This is a genomic window from Nocardia kruczakiae NBRC 101016, assembly GCF_001612965.1.
Classification (GTDB): Bacteria; Actinomycetota; Actinomycetes; order Mycobacteriales; family Mycobacteriaceae; genus Nocardia; species Nocardia kruczakiae.
Genome location: NZ_BDBL01000032.1, coordinates 48,230 through 71,814, shown reverse-complemented (window position 1 = coordinate 71,814; position 23,585 = coordinate 48,230). Strand labels below are relative to the sequence as shown.

General features: G+C 69.8%; 20 protein-coding genes. 5 read left to right on the top strand and 15 right to left on the bottom strand.

Annotated elements, in window-relative coordinates; genetic code table 11:
• Positions 1–39 precede the first annotated feature (39 nt).
• Both NK1_RS22860 and NK1_RS22855 read left to right on the top strand, forming a co-directional pair.
• On the top strand, positions 40–1,260 hold the full coding sequence (locus NK1_RS22860; protein ID WP_063011740.1) for a cytochrome P450: 1,221 nt from the start codon (positions 40–42) through the stop codon (positions 1,258–1,260).
• A gap of 2 nt (positions 1,261–1,262) precedes the next feature.
• Positions 1,263–2,507 (top strand): MFS transporter, encoded by a 1,245-nt coding sequence (locus NK1_RS22855; RefSeq protein ID WP_167354287.1) that lies wholly within the window; start codon positions 1,263–1,265, stop codon positions 2,505–2,507.
• A gap of 49 nt (positions 2,508–2,556) precedes the next feature.
• On the opposite strand, the gene efeB is transcribed toward NK1_RS22855, so the two are convergent.
• The 11 genes from efeB to hpnC all read right to left on the bottom strand — a co-directional run bounded on the left by efeB (position 2,557) and on the right by hpnC (position 18,001).
• Complete coding sequence (gene efeB, locus NK1_RS22850) at positions 2,557–3,792, bottom strand: iron uptake transporter deferrochelatase/peroxidase subunit (protein ID WP_063011737.1); 1,236 nt, start codon at positions 3,790–3,792, stop codon at positions 2,557–2,559.
• Between the two features lie 37 nt (positions 3,793–3,829).
• The gene (efeU, locus tag NK1_RS22845; RefSeq protein ID WP_063011735.1) at positions 3,830–6,034 is read right to left on the bottom strand and encodes an iron uptake transporter permease EfeU; all 2,205 of its coding nucleotides are present in this window, start codon (positions 6,032–6,034) and stop codon (positions 3,830–3,832) included.
• Positions 6,035–6,117: 83 nt separating this feature from the next.
• Positions 6,118–7,245 (bottom strand): flavodoxin-dependent (E)-4-hydroxy-3-methylbut-2-enyl-diphosphate synthase, encoded by a 1,128-nt coding sequence (gene ispG / locus NK1_RS22840; protein WP_063011733.1) that lies wholly within the window; start codon positions 7,243–7,245, stop codon positions 6,118–6,120.
• Positions 7,242–9,035, bottom strand: coding sequence for a 1-deoxy-D-xylulose-5-phosphate synthase (locus NK1_RS22835; RefSeq protein WP_063011731.1), 1,794 nt, complete (start codon positions 9,033–9,035; stop codon positions 7,242–7,244). Before NK1_RS22835 ends, ispG begins: the two co-directional genes overlap by 4 nt.
• Positions 9,036–9,082: 47 nt before the next feature.
• Positions 9,083–10,084: an adenosyl-hopene transferase HpnH gene (gene hpnH, locus NK1_RS22830; protein ID WP_036503553.1), complete on the bottom strand. Its 1,002-nt coding sequence runs from the start codon at positions 10,082–10,084 to the stop codon at positions 9,083–9,085.
• Positions 10,085–11,065, bottom strand: coding sequence for a 4-hydroxy-3-methylbut-2-enyl diphosphate reductase (gene ispH / locus NK1_RS36250; protein WP_245660752.1), 981 nt, complete (start codon positions 11,063–11,065; stop codon positions 10,085–10,087). It abuts the gene before it with no gap.
• 499 nt (positions 11,066–11,564) lie between these two features.
• Positions 11,565–13,718 (bottom strand): squalene--hopene cyclase, encoded by a 2,154-nt coding sequence (shc, locus tag NK1_RS22820; RefSeq protein ID WP_084461408.1) that lies wholly within the window; start codon positions 13,716–13,718, stop codon positions 11,565–11,567.
• A 2-nt stretch (positions 13,719–13,720) separates the two neighbouring features.
• Positions 13,721–14,737: a polyprenyl synthetase family protein gene (locus tag NK1_RS22815; RefSeq protein WP_063011727.1), complete on the bottom strand. Its 1,017-nt coding sequence runs from the start codon at positions 14,735–14,737 to the stop codon at positions 13,721–13,723.
• Entirely contained in the window at positions 14,734–16,245 is a 1,512-nt protein-coding gene (gene hpnE / locus NK1_RS22810; RefSeq protein ID WP_063011812.1) for a hydroxysqualene dehydroxylase HpnE, read from the bottom strand. The genes NK1_RS22815 and hpnE overlap by 4 nt, the downstream gene beginning before the upstream one ends.
• Complete coding sequence (gene hpnD, locus NK1_RS22805) at positions 16,242–17,141, bottom strand: presqualene diphosphate synthase HpnD (protein ID WP_063011810.1); 900 nt, start codon at positions 17,139–17,141, stop codon at positions 16,242–16,244. The genes hpnE and hpnD overlap by 4 nt, the downstream gene beginning before the upstream one ends.
• Positions 17,142–17,146: 5 nt before the next feature.
• Positions 17,147–18,001: a squalene synthase HpnC gene (hpnC, locus tag NK1_RS22800; RefSeq protein WP_063011725.1), complete on the bottom strand. Its 855-nt coding sequence runs from the start codon at positions 17,999–18,001 to the stop codon at positions 17,147–17,149.
• A gap of 104 nt (positions 18,002–18,105) precedes the next feature.
• Here hpnC and NK1_RS22795 point away from each other — a divergent pair, with 104 nt between their 5' ends.
• On the top strand, positions 18,106–19,323 hold the full coding sequence (locus NK1_RS22795; RefSeq protein ID WP_063906082.1) for a helix-turn-helix domain-containing protein: 1,218 nt from the start codon (positions 18,106–18,108) through the stop codon (positions 19,321–19,323).
• Between the two features lie 12 nt (positions 19,324–19,335).
• Here the strand turns inward: NK1_RS22795 and crcB (NK1_RS22790) are convergent, their stop codons facing one another.
• From crcB (NK1_RS22790) to NK1_RS22780, 3 genes are all read right to left on the bottom strand, one after another.
• The gene (gene crcB / locus NK1_RS22790; protein WP_063011723.1) at positions 19,336–19,698 is read right to left on the bottom strand and encodes a fluoride efflux transporter CrcB; all 363 of its coding nucleotides are present in this window, start codon (positions 19,696–19,698) and stop codon (positions 19,336–19,338) included.
• Positions 19,695–20,213: a fluoride efflux transporter CrcB gene (gene crcB, locus NK1_RS22785; protein WP_063011721.1), complete on the bottom strand. Its 519-nt coding sequence runs from the start codon at positions 20,211–20,213 to the stop codon at positions 19,695–19,697. Before crcB (NK1_RS22785) ends, crcB (NK1_RS22790) begins: the two co-directional genes overlap by 4 nt.
• A 147-nt stretch (positions 20,214–20,360) precedes the next feature.
• Entirely contained in the window at positions 20,361–21,008 is a 648-nt protein-coding gene (locus tag NK1_RS22780; RefSeq protein WP_063011719.1) for a phosphatase PAP2 family protein, read from the bottom strand.
• Between the two features lie 194 nt (positions 21,009–21,202).
• Here NK1_RS22780 and NK1_RS22775 point away from each other — a divergent pair, with 194 nt between their 5' ends.
• Complete coding sequence (locus tag NK1_RS22775) at positions 21,203–21,937, top strand: LysR substrate-binding domain-containing protein (RefSeq protein WP_063906080.1); 735 nt, start codon at positions 21,203–21,205, stop codon at positions 21,935–21,937.
• Positions 21,938–21,984: 47 nt separating this feature from the next.
• Here the strand turns inward: NK1_RS22775 and NK1_RS22770 are convergent, their stop codons facing one another.
• Positions 21,985–22,269 (bottom strand): DUF2631 domain-containing protein, encoded by a 285-nt coding sequence (locus NK1_RS22770; protein WP_086007267.1) that lies wholly within the window; start codon positions 22,267–22,269, stop codon positions 21,985–21,987.
• Positions 22,270–22,431: 162 nt separating this feature from the next.
• Here NK1_RS22770 and dxr point away from each other — a divergent pair, with 162 nt between their 5' ends.
• On the top strand, positions 22,432–23,571 hold the full coding sequence (dxr, locus tag NK1_RS22765) for a 1-deoxy-D-xylulose-5-phosphate reductoisomerase (RefSeq protein WP_063011808.1): 1,140 nt from the start codon (positions 22,432–22,434) through the stop codon (positions 23,569–23,571).
• Positions 23,572–23,585 lie beyond the last annotated feature (14 nt).

Here is a 23,585-nt window from a genome sequence, read left to right as displayed (position 1 = left end):
TTCGTCTTCGCATTTTCCGATCCAGGAGGGGGAATCCCCATGTCGAATTCCATCGACGAGACGCTCGACTACTATCCGTTTCCGCTGGGACCGCTCGGCGAACCGCCGGAGCGATTCTCGGAACTGCGCGCCCAGTGCCCGGTCACCAAAGTGCGGTTACCCAGCGGCGACACCGCGTGGGCGGTCACCGGTTACGACGAGGTGGTCGCCGCGATGTCCGATTCTCGGCTGTCGCGCGCCGCCCTGCGGGAACCTGGCGCGCCGCGGGTGATCAACGGTCCCGACTTCGCCGACAACCCCTTCAATCTGCTCAGTCAGGACGGACCCGACCACCGGCGCCTGCGGCGGCTGATCTCGCCCGCGTTCACGCCCAAACGCGCCGAGCGGATCCGCCCGCGCATCCAGGAGATCGCCGACGAACTGGTCGACGCGCTCGAGGCGGGACCGCGCCCGGCCGACCTGCACCACGACTTCGCCGCCCTGCTGCCCATCTGGGTGATCACCGATCTGCTGGGCGCCTCGCGGGAACGGCGCGCCGACATCCAGCGCTGGACCGACCATCTGGTCAGCATCACCGCGCACACCGCCGACGAAAGACTCACCGCCCGTGAGGAATCCGCCGCCTACGTCGTCTCCCTGCTCGCGCAGCGGCGAGAGGCGCTCGGTGAGGACCTGCTCTCGGATCTGATCACCGCCCGCGACGACGGCGACCGCCTCTCCGAACAGGAACTGGTCTGGCTGACGATCAATCTGCTCGTCGCCGGGCACGACACCACGGTCAGCGCGCTCAGCCGCGCCGCGTTCATGGTGTTGCGGCACCCGGACCAGTGGCGACTGCTGGTCGACCAGGTCGACGACCGCCAGGTCGTGCGGCACGCGGTGGAGGAACTGCTGCGCTACGCCCCGCCGTCGGAAATCGGTTTCATCCGGGTCGCCACCGAGGAACTCGAAATCGGTGACGTGGTCGTGCGCCAGGGTGAGGGCGTCATCCCGATCATGCACGCCGCCGGTCGCGACACCCGCCACGTCACCGATCCCGACCGCCTCGACCTCACCCGCGAGGACGTCGAACACGTCGCCTTCGGCCACGGCAGTCACTTCTGCCCCGGCGCCGGGCTCGCCCGGCTGGAACTTGAGATCGGGCTGGCGACACTCGCGCGGCGGCTGCCGAATCTGCGCCTGGCGATCGCACCGGAGAACATCGACTGGTCCAGTGGCCTGCTCACGCTGCGGCCCAACACTTTTCCGGTGGAGTGGTGAGCGTGACCGAACATCGTTCCGCCGTGGGATCCGAGCGGCGCTGGCTCACCGTGCTGGCGATCTGCGGATGTTTCGTCGGCCTGGACGCGCTGGTCGTCTCGCCGCTGGCACCGCAGATCACCCATTCCGTCCACGTCTCGCCCCGGCTCGGCGGTCTGCTCGTCACCGCCTACGCGTTGGCATACATGATCGCCGCGCCGATCTTCGGTCCGCTCTCGGACCGCTGGGGGCGCAAGCGACTGATGACCGCGGGACTCACCGTCTTCGCGGTCGGCACGGTACTGACCGGATTCGCCTCCGGCTTCGCGGCGATCATCGTATTCCGCGCGATCTCCGGACTCGGCGCCGCGATCCTGGTGCCGGCCATCCTCGCCTTCGTCTCCGGTGCGGTGGCGGCCGAACGCCGGGGCGCCGCGATCGGGGTGATCGTGGGCGCGATGATGGGTGCCTCGGTGCTCGGGGTGCCCGCGGGCGCCTTCCTGGCCGGAATCGTGTCCTGGGAGTGGACATTCTGGGGCATCGGCATCGCCGCGGCGCTGCTGCTCGTGCCGCTGACCAGGTTCGTCCCGTCCAGTGCGCCGGCCGCCGCCGCACCCGCCGGGCCGCTGGCGATCTTCGCGCAGCAGTTCCGCGCCGCACTCGGCAATCCGGCGGTGCTGTTCACATTGCTGTGCACCTTCCTGTGGACCGCCGGACTGCAGGGCATGTTCGCCAACGGTGGACTGTTCTACGCGAGCAACTTCGGGCTCACGACCGGATGGGTCGGGCTGGCGCTGGCCGGCGGCGGGGCGATGAGCGTCGTGGGCAACATCTACGGTGGCCGCCTTGCCGATGCCGTCGGCCGGCGCCGGGTCATCGCGGTGGCGGCGCTGGTGGCCGCGGCGTCGGTGCTGGCCTTCTCGCTCTCGACCGGCTCGCTGGCGCTGGCGATCGTGGTGCAGATCGTCTGGGGCGGAGCGGTCGGCTTCGGCCAGTCCGCGCTGACCACCCTCGCCAGTGAACTCAGCCCGGATGCGCGCGGAACCGTTCTGGCACTGAACTATTCGGTGCAGTATGGCGGGATGATGGCGGGTACCGCGGCGGCCGCCGCACTGCTCGACGGCGGTTCCGCGTTCTGGTCGGTCGGGTTGCTGTGCGGGGTGTGCAGTCTGCTGGTGTTCCCGGTGGTCACGCTACTGCTGGGCCGCAGGACCGCGGTGGCGACGCCGGAGTCTTCCGGAGTGCAGCCGACGCCCGCGGGTTCCTAGGGCTCCTCGGGCCGGGAGTGCCGCGCGGCGCTCGCGGCCCGAGGTCCGCTCAGCTCAGCAAAGCCCGTGCGTACCAATCCTTCTCGTCACGCACCCCCGGCAGAGCGAAGAAGTAGCCGCCGCCGAAGGGCTGGACGTAGTCGGTGAGGGGTTCGTTGATCAGCCGGGTCTGGATGGCCTCGAACTGGCGGGCGACGTCCTGCTGGAAGCAGGTGAAGATGTGGCCCGAGGCCATGTTGCCGTTGCGCTCGACGCCGAGGTCGTAGTTGTAGGAGCGGCGGACCAGTTGCTGGCGCGCGGTTTCGGGGGTGCGCGGATTGGCCAGCCGGATATGGGAATCCAGCGGGATGACCGAGCCCTCCGGGTCGGCGGCGTAGTCGGGGGTGTCGAATTCCTGGTTGCCGTCGAGCGGGGCGCCGGAGTCGCGGCGGCGCCCGAACATGTTCTCCTGCTCGTTGATCGAGACCCGGTCCCAGAATTCGACGAGCATGCGGATCAGCCGGACCACCTGGTAGGTGCCGCCGCGGGTCCATTCGGGTTCGCCGCCGCCGTCGGTCCAGATGAGCGATTCGGCGTCGGCGCCGGTCGGGTTGGCCGTTCCGTCCTTGAAGCCCAACAGGTTCCGGCCGGTGCCGGAGGGACGCGGCGGAGAGTTGTAGCCGTCGATCTTCCAGCGCAGTTGCAGTGCGCCGCGGGTCTGGCGGGTGATGTCGCGCAGCGCGTGATGGACCGTGTCGGGGTGGTGGGCGCACAGCTGGATCAGCAGATCGCCGTGCATCCAGGCCGGGTCCGGGGTGTCGTTGGGGAAGGTTCGCATCGGCGTGAGTTTGGCGGGTTTGGCCGCGGCCAGCCCGAAGCGGCCGTCGAACAGGCTCGCGCCCACTCCGGTGGTGACGGTGAGCCCGTCGGCGATCACCTCCGGCCCGAGCACCGCACTGTCGGACGGCGGCTGACCGAGGCCGAGGTCGGTCGGGGCGCCGCCGGCGGTGAGGAAGCGGGCACGTGCGGTGAGGGTCTTCATCGCCTCGACCAGTTCCGCGCGGTGGGTGGTGGTGACATCGAAGGCGGCGAAGCAGGCGGCGTTCTGTTTGGCCGACGGTCCCGGCGTGAGGATGCCGGCCTGATGTTCGCCGTGGAAGGGATAGCTCGCCTCGGCCTTCGGGGTGCCCACGGTGGCGGCCTCGGCGTCCTGGCGGGCACCCTCGGCGAGAATGCCCGCGGTCAGCGCGGTTCCGGCGGCACCGGCGGCGGCGCCGGAGAGGAAGCGGCGGCGGCTGACGTTCATCGTGAAGCCTTACTGGTCGGTCGGTGGTTCGGCATGGTCAGTGGGAGATCGGCACTTCGAGCAACCGCGGCACCTTGGCGAGTTCCTCGAGAGCGGCGCCGAGGCGCGCGTTGACGGCTTGCCGCGCGGCCGGCGGGGTCCGATCCGGTGACTGCCACTGTCCGTGGTTCCGGGTGGCGAGCAGGGCCGCCTGCAATTCGTCGAGGCGGGTGCGCAGGGTGGCGCGCAGTTGCGGCGCCCGCGGATCGATCAGCGGCCCGAGCTGATCGAGGACCGCGCGAGTCACGTCGATGTCGGCGAGCGTCATCGGATACGCCGCGCCCGCGCCTTGGTCGTCGATGCCCGAGATATGGTCGCGCAGGGCGTCTTCCAGGATTTCATGGGCGCGCAGCGGCAGATTCTTCGGATCGCCGGCGAGGTCGTCGCTGCCGAGATTCTTGCGGATGTCGGCGATATCGCCGCCGAGCCGATCGACCACCGGCAGCAGCTGATCGGGCCGCTGTCCGTGCCACAGGCCGTATTCCAGCCGGTGCAGACCGGTGAATCCGGGATCGTTGGCGCCACCGGGCAGGCCGTCGGGCAGACCCGAGACCGCGGTGCCGGCGTCGCCGAAACTGTTGTAGGAGGCGCCGACCCGTTCCCATTCCAGCTGGGCGCTGAGCCAATCCGCTTGTGCGGCAGCGATATTGCCGCCACGCAGATCGTTGCCGATCACGGTGACGGCGCCGGAGAGCCGGGTCAGCACGCCGGCGGCGTAGGCCTGATAGGCGTCGTTGGGGCCGCGCAGATCGTCCTCGGTGACGCGTTTGACGGCCGGTGGGGTGTCGCCCGCCTCGCCACTGACCTGCACCGCCGCCGACGAGGTCACCGGCTTACCGGACATCAGGCATTGCATGGTGTAGGTGCCGCTGCTCAAGGTCGCGGTCAGGTTGGCGGTGGTGGCGGGGCCGATCGTCTCGATCTCGCCGACGACCGCACCGCCGGAGTTCACCAAATTGATCTCCCCGGCCTTGGACGTCTTGTTCTGCACCTCGAACGTCTGCGTCCCGGCCCGCCCGGACTTCCATTCCGAGGCGCACGAACTGTCGGTGACCGACACCGCCTGCGCCTTGTCGGAGCCGCTCGACGGCAGCAATGCGATCGCCACCCCGGCGGCCAGGGCGGGAACGACCACCAGTACCGCCCCGACCAGCAACGGCCGCGGCCCGGCGATTCGCTCCCACCAGTCGGGCGTGTTCTCGGAGCCGGCTGGAGCCGATGCGGATGTTGCCGCCGCAGCCGGGGGAGGCGCCGACGCCGTGGTTCTCGGATCCTGGCCGGTCGCCCCGGCTGCCTGCGGCGAAGTCGTGGCGGCCTCGGCGGCTGTGCGGTCCGACTCGGCCGCGGGGGCCTTCGCGGGCGCCTGGCGTCCGGCGCGGATGAACAGCGGGATCACCACGGCCAGATAGACGACCCACGCCACCACCTGCAGCACGGTCATGCGCGGGGTGAGTTCGGTGATGCCGGTGATGATCGACACCCACCACGAGTTCGGGTCGATATGCGCCGAGAGGTCGAAGGCGACCCAGTGTCGTCCGGGCAGGATGTTCGCGTCCTGCAGATCACCGAGACCGTAGGACAGCACACCGGCGGCGATCACGATCAGCGCGAGCGCGGTGCGGTTGAAGAACACGCCGAGGTTGAGTTTCACCGACTGCCGGTACAGCAACCAGCACAGCACCACCGCGGCGGCGAAACCGAGCGCGGCGCCGACCAGCGGTGCGACCGTGGTGCCGGATGCCTTGACCGCGGTCCAGACGAACAGCGTCGATTCCAGGCCCTCGCGCCCGACGGCCATGAAGGCCGTGATGGCCAGTGCGCCCGCCCCGATCGCGGTGGCGCGGGCGACCTCACCGCGAAGCTGACCGGACAGCGACGCGGCGGTGCGCCGCATCCAGAACACCATCGCCGTCACCAGCCCGACCGCGATCACGCTCAGGGTGCCGCCGACGATTTCCTGGCCGGAGTTCGAGAGCACGCTCGTGGAGTAGGTGAGCACGGCCGCGAAGCTGGCCGCCACCGATACCGCTCCGAGCAGGCCGAGCCAGACGGGTGTCGCGGAGACCGGGCGCTGCGGGGTCGACGTCTTGCGCACGGCAGCCAGCAGGATCGTCACCACGAGTCCCGCCTCGAGGCCCTCCCGCAGGCAGATCAGTAGATTCGGTACAGCCTCGGCCCAGCTCACCGTCCAAAGGTAAGGCATACCTATACCACAGGTCCAATCCTGCATGCGTGTAGCGAGTACTCATTGCCGCAGGTGGGGAGGTATGCGAGGTATGTCCGGTATTAGCTCGACTGGCTCTCCGGCGCGTCCTCGATCAGTGTCAGCGCTTCCTCCAGCAACGCCTCCACGATCATCGATTCCGGCACCGTCCGCACCACCTCGCCGCGGACGAAGATCTGACCCTTGTGATTGCCCGCCGAGACCCCGATATCGGCTTCCCGTGACTCACCCGGACCGTTGACGATGCAGCCCATCACCGCGACGCGCAACGGCGCCGGGAAATCCCGGAAGGCCGCCTCGACCTTCTTCGTGAGCTCGAAGACGTCGACCTGACAGCGGCCGCAGGTCGGGCAGGACACGATGTCGAGGGTGCGGGGCCGCAGCCCGAGCCCGGCCAGAATATGGTGCCCGACCTCGACCTCCTCGACCGGCGGCGCCGACAGCGAGACCCGGATCGTGTCGCCGATCCCCTCGGACAGCAGGATCCCGAACGCGGTGGCCGATTTCGCGGTGCCCTGCAGCGGCGGACCCGCCTCGGTGACGCCGAGGTGCAGCGGATAGTCGCAGCGCTGGGCGAGCAGCCGGTAGGCCTGGATCATCGTCAGCGGATCGTTGTGTTTCACCGAGATCTTCAGAGCGGTGAATCCGTGCTCCTCGAACAGCCCGGCCTCCCACAGCGCCGATTCGACCAGTGCGGAGGCCGTGGCGCGACCGCCGTGCCGGTCCAGGATGCGCCGATCGAGGGAACCGGCGTTGACCCCGATGCGGATCGGCACCCCCGCCGCACCGGCCGCCGCGGCGATCTCACGAACCTTGTCGTCGAAGGTGCGGATGTTGCCCGGATTCACCCGCACCCCGGCGCAGCCGGCGTCGATGGCGGCGAAGACGTAGCGCGGATTGAAGTGGATGTCGGCGATCACGGGGATGGCCGAGCGGCGGGCGATCGTCGGCAGTGCGGCGCAGTCGTCCTGGGTGGGCACCGCGACGCGGACGATATCGCAACCGGCAGCGGTCAATTCGGCGATCTGACGCAGCGTGGCCTCGACGTCGGCGGTGACCGTGGTGGTCATCGACTGCACCGAGATGGGTGCGCCGCCGCCGACAGGCACCGAACCGACGTCGATGCGCCGGCTCTCCCGGCGTGGTCGCAGGGGCGGAGCCGAGGGCTCGGACAGGAATACGGCGGTCATCGGATCCTCTCGGTCGCGGGTAACCACTGCGTGCAGGCCGCGGCGATGCCCTCGCCGGTGAGGCCGTATTCGGCCAGGATGCTGTCGCGGGAGGCGTGGGCGATGAATGCGGTCGGCAGGCCGAGCGCGCGGACCGGGGCGGCGCCGGTGTCGCGGGCGACCGCGTGCGTCAGGTGGGTGCCGATTCCGCCGGCGGCGATACCGTCCTCCACGCAGACGGTGAGCCGATGCCGTGCCGCGATCGCCGGCAGACCCGGATTGATCGGCCACACCCAGCGCGGATCGACGACGGTGGCGCCGAAACCGCTGTCGGCCAGCAGTTCCGCCGCGCGCAGACACGGCCCGGCCATCGGTCCGACCGCCACCAGCAGGATGTCGAGCGGACTGCGCGGACCGCGGTGCAGGATATCCATCCCGTCCATTCGTGCCAGCGGCGAAATATCCTCTCCGGCAGTAGCTTTCGGATAACGCACGGTGGTGGGACCGGCGGTGGCGACGGCTTCGCGCAGGAGTTCGCGGACCCGGCCGGGATCGCGCGGACAGGCGATCCGCATCCCCGGCACGCAGGTGAGCAGCGCCAGATCCCACATGCCGTGATGGCTCGGTCCGTCCGGGCCGGTGACGCCGGCGCGGTCCAGTGCCAGGGTGACGGGCAGATCGTGGAGGGCGATATCGAGCAGCACCTGGTCGATGGCGCGGTTGAGGAAGGTCGAGTACACCGCCACCACGGGATGCATACCGGCTGCGGCCAATCCCGCCGCGGACGCCAGCAGGTGCTGTTCGGCGATCCCGGAATCGAACACCCGCTCCGGTGCGCTCCGGGAGAATTCGCCGAGTCCGGTGGGCAGGCGCATCGCCGCGGTCAGGGCCACCACCTCCGGATGGTCACGGGCGATATCGGCCAGTTCGGATTCGACGATATCGGTCCAGGTGGGGGCGGGTTGTTTCCGCGGCGCACCGGTGACCGGATCGATCACCCCGCACGCGTGCATGCGGTCGGCCTCGTCCGCCTCGGCCGGGCCGAAGCCGCGGCCTTTGACCGTCACCGCGTGCACCACAACGGGTTTGGCCAGTGCGACCGCCTTGTGCAGGGCCGTGCACAGCGCGCCGATATCGTGGCCGTCCACCGGGCCCAGATAGCTGAAACCCAAGGCGTCGAACAGATTTCCGGAGACGATATCGCCCTCGCGCAGCCCGGTGAGATGGCCGGCCAGCGCACCGGCGGTCGGATCGTAGGAGCGCCCGTTGTCGTTGAGCACCACCACGACCGGCTGCCCGCCCGCACCCAGATTGTTCAATCCTTCCCATGCCACACCGCCGGTCAGCGCCCCGTCGCCGATCACCGCCACCACCCGGCGATCGTGTTCGCCGCGCAGGTGGAAGGCCTTGGCGATACCGTCGGCCCAGGCGAGCCTGACCGAGGCGTGGGAGTTCTCCACCCAGTCGTGCGCGGATTCGGTGCGATTGGGATATCCCGCGACCCCGCCGGCCTGCCGCAGTGTGTCGAAGGTGGATGCCCGCCCGGTGAGCAACTTGTGCGCGTAACTCTGATGTCCGGTGTCGAAGAGGAGAACATCGGTGGGCGAACGGAATACGCGATGCAGCGCGATGGTCAGTTCCACCGTCCCCAGGCTGGCGCCGAGATGGCCGCCGGTTCCGGTGACGGTCTCGACGAGGCGATCACGTAACCGCTGCGCCAGTGCGGGCAGTTCGTCGTCGGACAACGCGGCCAGCGCGTCGGGTCCGGTGAGGGCGGCGAGCGGGTCCGGCCCGCGCGGCGAGGATTTCATGGGTGGCTCACCTTCCGGTGGGGAATTCGACCCGGTGTCGATTCGACTCAGCTGACGGCGGCGCGGATCGTCTCCTTCAACGAACCCAGGGTCGCGACCACTGCGGTGGGCTCGTATCCGCAGTGCGCCATGCAATTCGAGCAGCGCGGATCGTTGCCGCGGCCGAAGGCGTTCCAGTCGGTGTCGTCGATCAATTCCCGATAGGTGGCCACATACCCGTCGTCGAGCAGATAACACGGCCGCTGCCATCCCTTGAGCGAATACGACGGAATCGCCCAGGCGGTGCAGTCGAAGTCGACCTTGCCCTCCAGGAAATCCAGATACAGCGGGGAGTGGTTGAGCCGCCACTTCTTGCGGCGCCCGTCGGCGAAGGCCTTGGCGAACAGCTGATGGGTCTCCTTCACGCCGAGCCAATGCTCCTGATCGGGCGCCTTCTCATAGGCGTAGCCGGGCGCGATCTGCATATGGTCGATCTCGAGCTCGTCGTTGAGATAATCCAGGACGTCGATCACGTCCTGCGGCGAATCCACGTCGAAGAACGTGGTATTCGTCATCACCCGGAATCCCGCGGCCTTGGCCTCGCGGATCGCGGCCACGGCCTGATCGAAGACACCGTCCTTGCACACCGAGGCGTCGTGGCGTTCGCGCAGTCCGTCCAGGTGCACCATCCACGCGAAATTGCGGTGCGGGGCGAACTTGTGCAGATGTTTGGGCAGCAGCACCGCGTTCGTGCACAAAAAGACGATCTTGTTGCGGTCGAGCAGTTGCCGCACGATCTCGTCGATCTGCGGATGCATCAGCGGTTCGCCACCGGCGATCGACACCATCGGGGCGCCGCATTCCTCGATCGCGCCGACGGCCTGTTCGACCGGCATACGCTGTTTGAGCAGCGTGTGCGGATGCTGAATCTTGCCGCAGCCCGCGCATTTCAGATTGCAGGCGAACAGCGGCTCCAATTCGACCAGGATGGGGAATTTCTCGCGCCGCAACAGCTTCTGCTTGGCGAGATACGCTCCCAGACGTACGGATTGACGGAATGGCATGGCCATTCAGCTCACCTCCCGAGGCAGGTTGAATCGAACACTCTCTTCGGTCACGGTGGTGTGGCGGACCCGGAGGGCGCCGAGCCCGGACAGGGCCTCGACCAGGTCGTCCACCAGATGCGGTGGTGCCGACGCGCCGGCGGTGACGCCGATGCGGCGAGTGCCGGCCAGCCAGGTCAACTCGACCTCACCGGCGTCCTCCACCAGATGCGCCGCCACACCCTCGGCCGCGGCGACCTCGGCCAGCCGCAGCGAATTGGAGGAATTGCGCGAACCCAGCACCAGCACCAGGTCCGATTCACGTGCCACCGCCCGCACCGCCTGCTGGCGATTGGTGGTGGCGTAACAGATGTCGTCCTTGCGTGGCCCGCTCAACGCCGGAAACCGTTGCCGCAGGACGGCGGCCGTGGCCTCGGCTTCCGCGACGGCCAAGGTGGTCTGCGTGACATAGGCGACCCGATCCGGATCCGGTGGCGACACCCGGGCGGCCGCCTCCGGATCGGCGACCACGACGACGTTCTCGGGCGCCTCGCCGCGGGTGCCCACCACCTCCTCGTGCTCGGCGTGACCTATCAGGAAGACCGTCTTGTCCGCGGCGGCGAAGGCGCGCACCTCCGCATGCACCTTCGACACCAGCGGGCAGGTGCCGTCGGCCACGCGCAGGCGGCGGCGTTCGGCCTGGCGGCGGACCTCCGGGGCCACCCCGTGCGCGGCGAGCACGACCACCGCGCCTTCGGGCACATGATCGAGCTCCTCGACGAAAACCGCTCCCCGCCCGGCCAATTCGCGCACCACATGGCTGTTGTGCACGATCTGACGCCGCACGTACACCGGGGCGCCGAAGCGGTCCAGGGCCTGCTCGACGGTCTCGATCGCTCGCTCGACCCCGGCGCAGAACGAGCGCGGACCGGCGAGCAGGATCTCGCGATCGCCGGTCGCCGCCGACCACCGGTCCAGCGCCGGTGCCGCGGCGCGCAGCGAACGCAGTGCCCGTATCCCACGCCATATGGTGCCCGGGCGGAGCAGGGGCGCGTCCGGGGTGTCGACGATCGCCCGGATCGCGACGGCCTGCCCGTCGGGGGCGTCGGCGGCGAGGAACGCCGTTTCGGTATCGACCGCGAGCGCGCCGGTCTCCGCCAGCGCGGCGCGCGCCCGGCCGGTGACGACCCGTTCGGCCGAATACACCGGCCCGAGGCGCGCGGGCAGCCCGAGTCGCAGCAATTCTCGGTGCAGCAGAATCGCTGCGGGACTGGGCAATTCGGTACCGTTGCGCCGAATCTCGCTGGCCACCACGAGATCCCCGGGGCGCAGCTGCGTGGTCAGCGCGCCCGCGACTCCCGCCACCGCGACCGGGCCCGCCGCGGCGGCGTCGTAGCGCCGCCGCGGACCGCGGCCGGTGTGCACCACGGGCGCAGCGGCGGCGCCACGCAGTGCTGCCCACTCCGAAAGCAGAGGGGTGCAGACGGTTCCGGGCCGGGTCATACGATCAGCTCCCGTCCCGGCCGGCAGTGCCGGCCCCGTTCGAGCGCGGGCGGTCGACGCTGCGGGCCTCGCCGTCCGAGCCGTGGTGATTACTCGTGTCGGGCGAGCCGGTCGAGGTGTTGCCGCCGAACGAGTCGGCGCCGTCCTCGCCGAATGCGCCTGCCTGCCGGTGCCGCCGACCGGCCGTTCCGTCGGCGGCCGGGGATATGGCCGACGCGGTCTGCCGCCGCAGATACCGGCCCAGCGCCCAGATCGGGAACACCAGCCGGTACAGGTGGTAGTTGATGTAGAAATCGCCGGGGAATCCGGTGCCGGTGAACAGGTCCTCGTCCCAGCCGCCGTCGGGTCGCTGTGTGCGCACCAGCCAGTCGATGCCGCGGCGCACGGCGGGAGAGTCGTGTTCCTCGGCGGCCAGCAGGGCCAGCAGCGCCCACGCGGTCTGCGAGGCGGTGGATTCGCCGCGGCCGACCCATTCCGGCTCCCGATAGGAGCGCAGATCCTCACCCCATCCGCCGTCGGTGTTCTGATGGGCTTCCAGCCAGCGCACCGCCGCGCGGATCGCCGTCGACCGCGGGCTCGTGCCCGCCGCCACCAGTGCCGGCACCGCCGCGCCCGTGCCGTAGACGTGGTTGGCGCCCCAGCGCCCGAACCAGGAACCGTCGGACTCCTGATGATCGAGCAGCCAGCGCACGCCGCGCCGGCATGCGCGATCACCGCTGCGGCCGAGCGCCGCCAGCATCTCCACCACGTGCGCGGTCACATCGGCCGAGGGCGGATCGGTGACGGCGCCGAAATCGCAGAACGGCAGTTTCGTCGGCAGGATCGAGGTGTTGTCGGCGTCGAAGGCACCCCACCCGCCGTCGGCGGACTGCATGCCGACCGTCCAGCGCACCGCGCGTTCGATCGCGGTATCCAGTGCACGGCGGTCCGGATGCGCAACCTGATGCAGCGCGATGACGATCTCGGCGGTGTCGTCGGTGTCGGGGTAGACGTCGTTGGCGAATTCGAAGGCCCAGCCGCCGGGTTCCAGATGCGGCCTGCGCACCTGCCAGTCGCCGCCGGCGGTGATCTGCTCACCCAGCAGCCAGTCGGTGGCCCGCAGCACCGCCGGATCGTCCGGCGCCACTCCGCCGTCCAGCAGTGCGGCCGTCGCCAATGCGGTATCCCACACCGGGGATTGGCAGGCTTCGAGCCGCCGTACCTCGCCCTCCGGCGTCTGCTCGCGGACGACGAATCCGTCCAGCCCCGCGATGCCCGCCCGCATCGCCGGATGATCGAGCGGATAACCCAGAAGGTGCAGGGCCAGTAGCGAATACACCCACGGCGGCTGGATTCCACCCCAGCCGCCGTCGGCCTCCTGGCGGGCCAGAATCCACTCCGCGGCGTGCCGCATCGCCACATCGCGCAGCGGGTTCAGCGGCAGTCGCGCGTAGGTGTGCAGCACCGTGTCGACACGCTGGAACACTCCGGCCAGGGAGGTGAGGGGCGCGCGGCGGGCCCGGGGCGCGCCGGTCCGCAATTCGTCGATGCCGAACGGCAGCGGGCGGCACGGCCGCAGCGTGGCCACCACGGTCAACGGCACCACGGTCTGGCGGGCCCAGCATCCCCAGTCGTAGATGTTGAGCGGAAACCAGGACGGGAACAGCACCAGCTCCGGCGGCAGATTCGGCAGATCGTCCCAGGACCACAACCCGAACAGGGCCAACCAGATTCGGGTGAAGACCCGCGCGGCCTCGATCCCGCCTTCGGCGCGCACGAAGTCGGCGGCGGCGCGCATATGCGGTGCGGCGGGGTCGTCACCGGCCAGCCGCAGGGCCACCCACGCCTCGGCGGTGGTCGACAGGTCGCCGGGTCCGCCGTGGAAGGTCGCCCAGGTTCCGTCGGCGCGCTGCTGCGATCGGATCCAGCGCGCCGCCGGCTCGGTCACGTCCGGGGTGGAGATGCCGAGGAACTCCCGCAGTAGCAGGTCTTCGGCGTCCATCGTCACATTGGTCGCCAATTCGCCCTTCCACCAGCCCTGTTCGTGCTGGGTCGAGCGCAGCAGCCGCACCGCCGCGTCGGTGGCGGCGCGGACCGCGCTCAGGTCGTCGGCGTCAGGCGCCGGATCGACCGCTGCCCGCCGGTTCGCTGCCGCATTGCCGGTGTGGGTGACTGTCATTCCTATGCACTCCGTTCCACGATGAAATCCGCCAGGTCGCAGAGCTCCCGGCGGTATTCGGGGGTGAGGGTGACCGTGGTGAGGGCCTGCTGGGCGGTGCGCACCCGCCGCCGGGCCTCGGCCCGTGCCCAGCGCCGGCCACCGGCGGTTTCGACCATGCCGGCGGCGGCCCGCAGATCGTGTTCGCTCGGTTCGCCCGATTGCGCCAGCCACTGCGCCAGCGCTTGCCCGGCCGGACGGCCGGATTCGAGGCACCAGGTGACCGGCAGCGACTTCTTGCGCGAGCGCAGATCCGAGAACACCGGTTTGCCGGTCACCGCCGGATCGCCCCAGATGCCGAGCAGATCGTCGACGAGCTGGAAGGCCAGGCCGATGTTGTCGCCGTAGGCCTGCAGCGCCGCGACCGTCGCCGGTGGCGCCCCGGCCAGGACGCCGCCGACCGCGGCACTCGCCGAGAGCAGCGCCGCGGTCTTGCCCATGGCCATGCGGATACATTCGGCCAGGCCCACGTCGTTGCGATGTTCGAAGTCGACGTCGGCGGCCTGGCCGATGATCAGATCCTGGGTCGCCTTCCCGACCAGCCGGGCCGCCGCCATCGCATGCGGGGAGCCGGAATCGAGCAGCACCTCGTGCGACAGCGAGAGCATCGCGTCACCGGCCAGCACCGCCACCGGATCTCCCCACACCGCCCACACCGTGGGGCGATGCCGGCGGGTGGCGTCGCGATCCATCAGGTCGTCGTGCACGAGCGAGAAGTTGTGCACGAGTTCGACCGCGACCGCACCGGGGATTCCGCAGAGTCCGTCGCCGCCGGCGGCGTGGGCAGCGAGCATGGTCAGCCGCGACCGCACCGATTTGCCGCTGTCGGCGACGACCGGGCGTCCGCGTTCGTCGCAGAAGCCGAGGTGATACGCGACCACCGGCCGGATCGCGTCGTCGAGCCGTCCGACGGCGTCGGACAGCGCCGACCGGACGGCATGACCGTCGGCATCGACCGTGGACAGGGTTGTCACTGTCATCTGATCACCTCCGATATCCGCGTGCGGGGTTCGGGCGTACCGGTGCGCTCGGCGGCACCGGCGCGGGGGAGGAGCCCCGCCAGATGCGAAATGACTTCGGCCGCAGCGGCTTCCCCGCTGCGCACGGCGCCCTCCATGGTCGCGGGCCAGCCGGTGTCGGTCCACGCGCCGGCCAGCGACAGGCCGGGCAACGCGGTGGCCGCGGGCGGTCGCAGCCGCGCGCTGCCCGGCGCGGGCCGGAACGTCGCATGGCGTTCGCGAGTGACGAAGAAGTCGGCCACCTGTGCCGTACGGGCGGCGGGCAGCAGCCGTTCGAGGGCGGGCAGGAATTCCCGGCGCAGCTCGGCGACCGGGCGATCGACGAAGGCGTCGGCGGCGGAGACGGAGACCGCCAGATACTGTGCGCCGGTGGGGAACCGGGCAGGTGTCACCGATGTGCTCGGTGCGGCTGCCGCGGTCTCGACCGGCGTCGAACCGTCGTGCGGCCCATCCGCGACGTCCGCGCTCCGGCGACCCGCCGCCGCGCGTAAGCCCGAGGCGTCGGTGCGGTCGAAAACCCACTGGACGGGCGAGCCGACCCCCGCTCGCAGCGGTTCGTCCATCACCGGCCGGTCGTAGACGACGTGAATGTTGACGATCGGCGAACTGCCCAGGGCCGCAGCCCAATTCGCGGGCAGATCCACCGCCTCGGCGGGCAACAGCGCCTGCGCCGCCGTCGGGGGCACCGCCGAGACGACCGCGTCGGCGGCGTAGTCGCTCTCGCCGGTGCGCACCGACCACCCCGCCTCGGCCCGCCGGACGGCCGTGACCTTCTCGTGGATCACCGTCGCGCCCGCCGCGGTGAGTGCCGCCTGTCCGGCGTCGCCGTGCAACCGGCGCAACGGAATACGTGACCAGCCGATATCCGCCGCGTCCGAGTCGGTGAGCAGCCCGACCTGGAATACGGTGGCGGCCAATGCCAGCGATACGTCGTCGGCACGGGCATTGAGGGTGGCGATGCCGACCAGATCCCACAGACTGTCGACGGCGTCGCGATCCTGACCGTGCGCCCGCAACCAGTCGCCGAAACTCGTTGCGTCCGTGCGGGGATCGGTGGTGTCGACGGCTCGCAGCGCCAGCGCGGCCCGGACGAACCGCAGCCGCGCGCCCGGCGACAACCAGGGGTAACGCAGCAGCGCCCAACTCAGATGCAGCGGCGCCGGCAGCGGTAACCGCCGCAACCTGCCCACCCGGCCGGCGCCGGATACCGGGATGTCGAGTCGTGGTTGCAGCCGGACCGCATCGCGCATGCCGAGCCGATCCAGCAGCGCGAGATAGCGGTCGCAGCAGCGCAGGAAGACGTGCTGGCCGTTGTCGATCCACAGCTCACCACGGGGAAACGAATGCGTCAGCCCGCCCAGCCAGGGCCGGGATTCGAACAGCCGCACCGCGTATCCGGCGTCCGCGCAGCGCAGGGCCGCGGTGATCCCCGCGAGCCCGCCGCCCACCACGGCCACCCGCGCCGTCATCGCGGGCCCCACCCGAATGCCGTCATCGAATACTGCAGCAGCGCGCCGGAAGCGACGCGCGTCTTCTCTCGTCCGCTCAACGACAGCCGCCGGTCGTAGACGGCCACCGGATTGGCGCGGATGCGCTCGTTGAGCCGCCGGTAGATACCCGCCATCGCCGCACAGCAGGCGGCACTGCGGCCGTCCAGATGCGGAATCAGGCGCAACCCCAGGCAGTACCAGTTCTCGGCGCGCTCGGCGCCGGTGCGGATCAGCGCGGCCAGTCCGCCGTTGGGATCGGCGAGCGCTCCACCGGCGTCGAGTTCCAGTTGGACGCCGAAGCGCCGCAGTTCGTCCCGGGGCAGATAGACGCGGCCGTTGCCGAGATCCTCGCGGATATCGCGCAGAATGTTGGTCTGCTGCAACGCGATTCCGAGCTGATCGGCGTACAGCGGCGCGCACGGATCGCCGCCCGAGCCGAAGATCGACAGGCACAAGCGCCCCACCGCCCCGGCCACGCAGCGGCAGTAGTGGGTCAGCTCGTCGAAATCGGTGTAGGTGACGCCGTCGACATCGGCCTGCACGCCGTCGATCAGCTCGCCGAACGCGCCCAGTGGCACCGGATAGCGCCGAGCGGTGTCGGCGACGGCGAACAGCACCGGATCGTCGGTTCCGGCGCCGCCGGTGACCTTGTCCAATTCCTTGCGCAACAGGGTCAGCGCCTCGGTTTTGGCGGCCGGTTCGCCCTGCTCGTCGCCGATATCGTCGATGCGCCGTGCCAGCGCGTAGAGCGCGCACAGCGCCGAGCGCTTCTCCGGGGGCAGCAGCCGAATGCCGTAGTAGAAGTTCTTGGCCTCCGTGCGGGTGATCCGTTCGCAGGTGTCGTAGGCAGCCGCCGTGGTCGGCCCGGTCGCGATACTGGTCACTGCGGCACCACCGTGGCCTTGCCGAGCAGTGTGACCATCGAGGCCACGGTGTCGACGTGCCGGGGCCGCACCGGTTGGCTCCACACGTCGCCCTCGGCCACGCGCAGCGCGCGCGCCGTGGCGCAGCCGCCCGCGAGATATCCCGAGACCGCGAGCCGGGCCCATCCGGTGAGCCGGGCGACCAGCGGAGCGCCTTCGGCGAGCATCGATTCGCAGCGTTCGACCTGGGTGAGCACCACCGCCCGGCATGCCGGATCACCCGGACCGCCGGTGGCGAGCGCCGCTTCCGCCACCCCGGCCGCGGCCAGATCGTCCTGCGGCAGATAGATGCGCCCGGCCGCGTAGTCCTCGACCACGTCCTGGCAGTGCTCGAGCACCTGCAGGGCCGAACACACCCGGTCCGACAGCGCCACCGTGTCCGGGCTGGACTGGTCGAAGACCGCCAGCACCAAGCGGCCCACGGGATTCGCCGACAGCCGGCAGTAGCCGAGCAGATCCTCGAAGGTGGCGTAGCGGCCGACGCGCTGATCGAGCAGATTCGCCTCGATCAGTTCCTGGAACGCCTCCTGCGGCAGCTCGCACGCCGCCACGGTGGGAGCCAGCATCTGCAGCACCGGATTCTCGGGTGTGCGACCCTGGTAGAGGCCGGCGAGGTCGGCGCGCAGCGTCAGCAGGTGCGACACACGATCGCCGGGGGCCGCGTCGCCGACCTGGTCGATTAACCTGGTGGCTGCGTAGACCGCGTGCAGGTGCCGGCGTGGTTCGCGCGGCAACCACCGCAGCGCGACGGGAAAGTTCTCTTCCTTTTCACGGGCCCGCAGCCAGCGGGCCGGGGCTGTCGCTGCGTCCATGATTCGATGGTGAACGCAACACAGGGCTCAAATCTTCAACCGTTGAAGTGATTCCGGTTGGTGTTTTTTGTATCCGGAAGATAATCGAGTCGGAGAGGACTCGAATGAGCGATTCCCATAATGAAATTCCGATAACACCGGAGGCATTGGAGCAGCTTTCGGAGGAACTCGACGCTAGGATGCCCGATCTCCTGGACGAGGTCCGCGATCTGCTCGCCGCCGAGTGGCCCGACTACGCGCGCTATCTCGACGACCATCGCCCCGAGGTGGCCGAGGTCGGCGTCCTGTTCGTTCATCGGCTGCTGGACCTGGCCGAACACGGTCCGCGCACAGGCGATTCCGCTGGTGAGGGCGTTCCGCCACCGACGCAGCTGGTTTTCGAACAGGTCGGCCGCCAGCAGCTTCAGGACGGCGCGGACCTGTCGGATCTGCTCGGCGCGTACCAGGTCGGCGCCCGCGCGGCCTGGCATCACGTCGCGGAAACGGCGCTGAAACTCGACCTGGGGCCGGAGGTGCTCGCGGTGCTGGCGGAGGCCGTTTTCGCCTTCGTCGACGAATTCTCCGCGGCCTCCGCGCACGGTTATGTGCTCGAACAATCCGCATCCAGCGCGGCCCGGGAACGCCATCGCGAGGAATTGGCGGAAATGTTGCTTTCCGGGCGCTCCGACACCATCGGAATCCGGCTGGCCGCCGAGCGCGCGGGCTGGCAACTGCCTCCCGAGGTCGCCGTGGTGCTCGCCGATCCGGCCGATGCCCGCTCCTGCGGGGTGGTGGAACATCTCGGCGGTCACTGCCTGCCGATCCGGCGCGACGACGCGGTCGGGGCGATCGTGCCCAGTCCGATGCTCGGCGGGCGGATCACCCGGCTCGTCGCCGCGCTGCGGGGCTGCGACGCGGTGATCGGTCATCCGCTCACGCTGGACCTGCTGCCGACCGGTATGCGGATCGCCCGCACCGCGCTGCGGTTGCGCAAGGCCGGGGTGCTGTCCGGATCGCCGGTGGTGGTCGCCGACGAACTCGACACCATCATCGCCAATCGCGACGAATGGCTGCTGGAAACGCTGCGAGCCCAAGTGCTGCAACCACTTCGGGAGTTGCCCGACGGTAAGCGCGACCGGCTGGTCGAAACGCTGCGCAGCTGGCTGTGGCACATGGGCGACCGGCACGCGGTCGCCGACGATCTGCACATCCACCCGCAGACCGTGCGCTACCGCATGGACCGGCTGCACGATCTGCTCGGCGAGCGCCTGGATTCGCCGCGCGAGCGGGCCCGCATGTATCTGGCGCTGGTCTGGGACCAGCCGCACGGACGAGCCGGTTGAGTACGCGAGTTGTCAGCCGACGAGCGCGTGCGCGACGGCATAGCCGAGCAGTGCGGCGCCCAGTCCGGCGATCACGCTGATCACCACGTTCATCGCGGCGTAGAACACGGCGCGCTGTTCGAGCAGCCGGACCGTCTCGTAGCCGAAGGTGCTGTAGGTGGTGAGCGCCCCGCAGAATCCGGTGCCGGCGAACGCCAGCACCGCACTGCCGGCCGCGCCACCGGTGAGCGCGCCCAGAATGAGGCAGCCGACGATGTTGACCGTCAGCGTGCCCCACGGAAACAGGCTGTCGTGGCGTGCCTGCACGAACCGATCGGTGAGATAGCGGGCCGGAGCGCCGAGCACCGCGCCGGCGAAGACCAGGACGACGGTCATCGTGCCTCCCCTCGGATCACCTTGCGGAGCACCGTCATTCGCGTCACCGTCACCCCGGCGAGCACCGCGAGCAACGCGCTGAGCAGGGTCGCGGCCAGATAGACGAAGGCCGTCACGGCCGAACCGGGTTGCAGGAGATTGCGGATCTCGACGGCGTAGGTGGAGAAGGTGGTGAACCCGCCCAGAAATCCGACCCCGAGGAACGGCCGCACCAGTCGATGCGCCGACCACACCTCGGTGATCAGCACCATGAGCACGCCGATGGCCAGGCAGCCGAGCACATTCTCGGTGAAGGTGCCCCACGGGAACTGCCCGGGGCGGGTGGGCAGCAGCTGGGTCAGGCCGTAGCGGGCCAGACCGCCCAATCCGCCACCCAGCCCGATCACCGCCAGCACGGTGCCGTGTTCGCGCAGCAGTTCGCGGCGCCGGGACGGGACGTGCAGATCGATATCGGGATCGACCGGCCGGCCGGCGGATGCGCCGGGCCGGGGCTCCTCGCGGCGTAGTTCGGTCAACGACGGACTCCTACTCGAACACGAACATGGTGGTACCTCGAGTAGGGACTGTTGGCGATCGTCCGATCACGGTTGCTCCGGCCGCTGCGCCGAAGTGGCGAGCCCCACCGCCACGTCGGACAGGATAGCGAATCCGGCCGGCCTCGCTCACACCCGCGATACCGGCGTACTTCCGGCATCGGCGACCAGCGGCGCCAGCACGGAGGACCGCATACGCGTCACCACCGCGGTGGCTGGGCGGGCCAGCAGCAGACTGACGGCCGTGGCGACCGGAATGGCCAGGATCGCCGAGGCCACGACGTCGTGCGGGTAATGGCCGCCGACGTATACCCGGCTGAAGGCCAGGACGACCGCGAAGACCGCCGTGATCCAGCCCAGCCGCCGATTCAGCAGATACAGCGCCGCGACGGTCGCCGCGGCGGTGGTGGTGTGGCCGCTGGGGAACGAATAGTCGCTCGGCACCGGGCACGCCTCGATGATGTAGGCGGTGGGCACGCCCCGGCACGGGCGCGGTTCGGCGACGATCACCTTCACCACCTCGGCGACCAGATAGGCGATCACCACGCTCACCGGAGCCAGCAGCGCCAGCGCCATCGACCGGTCGTCGCGGCGGCGGGCCTGCCACCAGCCGATCACCATCAGCACCGCGAACACCGCCAGGCCGGCATCGGTCAACCACAGCATCGTGTCGTTGAGCCACCGGGTGTGGTCGGCGAAATCGGTGATGGTGGTGAACAGCGGCCGATCGAATCCGGGGCCGCCGGATGCCATCGGGGCCGGGGAGGGGGTCGTCAACGCATATCCGATCTGGTCTGCCCGGGACGCCGGGGGAGGATGGGAAACGTACCGCGATCATTTCTACCGTGTTCGCCCGGTGGGCACGGTTTCGACCACTGCCGTCGACCTCAGCGTCACCTCGATCAGGTATCCGGTCGCTGTGGTTCGCGGCGGATGCCGGACCGCCCCGCCCGGTGCCATACGCTGGCCGCATGACCGAGTCTGCTCCCACCGCGCTGCGCATCGGCTACGTCCCGGGCGTCACCGTCGCCAAGTGGGCGCGGGTGTGGGCCGAACGCTTCCCCGACGTCCCGCTCGACGTGATCGCGGTGCCGCAGGCCCAGCAGCGCGAGGCCCTGGCGCGCGGACGGGTCGACATGTGCTTCGTCCGGTTGCCGATCGAACGCGAAGGGCTGCACGCGATTCCGCTCTACCACGAGGTCGCCGTGGCGGTGGTGCCCAAGGATCATCCGATCGGGCTGTTCGACGAGGTGAGCCTGGCCGATCTGGACGGCGAGCGGATGCAGGACGCGAGTGATCTCGACGCCGTGGGCGATACCGTCGAGTTGGTGGCCGCGGTCGGCGGGGCGGCGGTGGTGCCGCAGTCGCTGGCGCGGCTGCATCATCGTCGTGACCTGATCTATCGTCCGCTCACCGATGTCGATCCGACGCAGATCGCGCTGTCCTGGCCGATCGAGGACGCGGTCGAACTCGCCGAGGAATTCATCGGTGTCGTGCGGGGCCGCACGGCACGCAGTTCCCGGACCACCGGTGAACGGGATCGGCGCGGTCGGCAGGAGTCCGGCACGCGCGCCGAAGGCGGTGCGGCACAGCGTGGTAGGGGCCGAAGTGAGGGTGGTGCGAAGCCGGCCGCGCGCCGGGGCGGCGCGGCGAAACCGGGGCGGGCGGGTAAGCCCGGCGGCCCCCGGAAACGACGCGGCCGCTGAGGCAGAACCTCAGCGGCCGGTCGAATCAGGCTGTGCGCGAAGCGGATTCAGCGCGGCTTGCGCTGGATGATCGAGTCGCGGATCAGCACGGCCGCCAGCGCGACGGCGAAGCCGATCAGGAAGATGTATCCGGTGTAACCGGTGCCGGAGGTGTGGCCCTGCTGGTTCTCGAACAGCATGGCCAGCAGGATCACGACGACGACCCATCCGGCGATACGGAAGGTGCGCCGCGATTCACCACTCCAGCCCCAGGCGGCGGAGGGAACCTCGGCGGGATCGACCTTGGTGACGACGCCGGCGCTCTTGGCGGGTTCCAGTTCCGTGGCGGCCACGTTCGCTCCCATCATTTCCGTGTGCGCTGCGGCTCGCGTGCGCAGGGTACGCCGTGAGGTCCGCAGGTCGTGAAGGTGTCTGTCGAGAATATGTTTGCATACGACCGGCCGTCGTAGCCAGCGGGGTGACGTCCGCGGCGATTCACCGTGGACAATGAGTGCGTGTCCGACATCGTGAAAGTTCTGCTGCTGGGCAGCACCGGCTCCATCGGCACCCAGGCATTGGAGGTCGTCGCCGCCAATCCGGACCGATTCCAGGTGGTCGGACTGGCCGCGCGCGGCGGCAATACCGAGCTGCTGGCCGAGCAGATCCGCGCCACCGGCACCGACAACGTGGCCGTCGCCGATCCGGCCGCGGCCGCGAAACTCGGTGTGGCCCTGGCCGGTCCGGACGCGGTGACCGAACTCGTGCGCCGCACCGACGCCGACGTGGTGCTCAACGCCCTGGTCGGCGCGCTGGGGCTGCGGCCGACGCTCGCGACCCTGGAATCGGGGCGGCGCCTGGCACTGGCCAACAAGGAATCGCTGGTCGCGGGTGGCAGTCTGGTCACGCGGGCCGCCACTCCCGGCCAGATCGTCCCGGTCGACTCCGAACACTCGGCGATGGCGCAATGCCTGCGCGGCGGCCGCGCCGACGAGGTCGCACGGCTGGTGCTCACCGCCTCCGGCGGCCCGTTCCGGGGCTGGACCGCGGAAATGCTGGAATCGGTACGCCCCGAGGAGGCCAAAGCTCATCCCACCTGGTCGATGGGTCTGATGAACACCCTCAATTCGGCCACGCTGGTGAACAAGGGCCTCGAACTGATCGAGGCGCACATGCTGTTCGGCATCGACTACGACAAGATCGACGTCACGGTGCATCCGCAGTCGATCGTGCACTCGATGGCGACCTTCACCGACGGCTCCACCCTCGCCCAGGCCAGCCCGCCGGATATGAAACTGCCGATCGCCCTGGCGCTGGGCTGGCCGGACCGGGTCCCCGGCACCCTCGCCCCGATCGACTTCGGCACGGCGTTCACCTGGGAATTCGAACCGGTCGACACCGAGGTCTTTCCCGCGGTCGAACTGGCTCGCGCGGCGGGTAAGGCCGGCGGCAGCGTGACCGCGGTCTACAACGCCGCCAACGAGATCGCGGTGCAGGCGTTCCTCGACGGTGCGCTCCGATTCCCGGATATCGTGCGCACGGTCGCGCGGGTGGTCGAGTCGGCCGACCGCTGGGCCGCGGAACCCAGTACCTTGGACGAGGTGCTCGCGGCGGATGCGTGGGCGCGACAGCGTGCGCGCACGCTCGTGAGCAACTGATTCAGGAGGGTTCC

Coding starts and splice junctions, on each gene's coding strand:
- NK1_RS22835 (WP_063011731.1), bottom strand. CDS start 9,035: ATGAAATCCTCGCCGCGCGGGCCGGACCCGCTCGCCGCCCTCACCGGA.
- efeB (WP_063011737.1), bottom strand. CDS start 3,792: ATGAACGTCAGCCGCCGCCGCTTCCTCTCCGGCGCCGCCGCCGGTGCC.
- hpnC (WP_063011725.1), bottom strand. CDS start 18,001: ATGGACGCAGCGACAGCCCCGGCCCGCTGGCTGCGGGCCCGTGAAAAG.
- NK1_RS22775 (WP_063906080.1), top strand. CDS start 21,203: ATGACCGAGTCTGCTCCCACCGCGCTGCGCATCGGCTACGTCCCGGGC.
- hpnH (WP_036503553.1), bottom strand. CDS start 10,084: ATGGCCATGCCATTCCGTCAATCCGTACGTCTGGGAGCGTATCTCGCC.
- hpnE (WP_063011812.1), bottom strand. CDS start 16,245: ATGACGGCGCGGGTGGCCGTGGTGGGCGGCGGGCTCGCGGGGATCACC.
- efeU (WP_063011735.1), bottom strand. CDS start 6,034: ATGCCTTACCTTTGGACGGTGAGCTGGGCCGAGGCTGTACCGAATCTA.
- NK1_RS22860 (WP_063011740.1), top strand. CDS start 40: ATGTCGAATTCCATCGACGAGACGCTCGACTACTATCCGTTTCCGCTG.
- ispG (WP_063011733.1), bottom strand. CDS start 7,245: ATGACCGCCGTATTCCTGTCCGAGCCCTCGGCTCCGCCCCTGCGACCA.
- crcB (WP_063011723.1), bottom strand. CDS start 19,698: ATGACCGTCGTCCTGGTCTTCGCCGGCGCGGTGCTCGGCGCTCCGGCC.
- NK1_RS22815 (WP_063011727.1), bottom strand. CDS start 14,737: ATGACAGTGACAACCCTGTCCACGGTCGATGCCGACGGTCATGCCGTC.
- shc (WP_084461408.1), bottom strand. CDS start 13,718: ATGACAGTCACCCACACCGGCAATGCGGCAGCGAACCGGCGGGCAGCG.
- NK1_RS22795 (WP_063906082.1), top strand. CDS start 18,106: ATGAGCGATTCCCATAATGAAATTCCGATAACACCGGAGGCATTGGAG.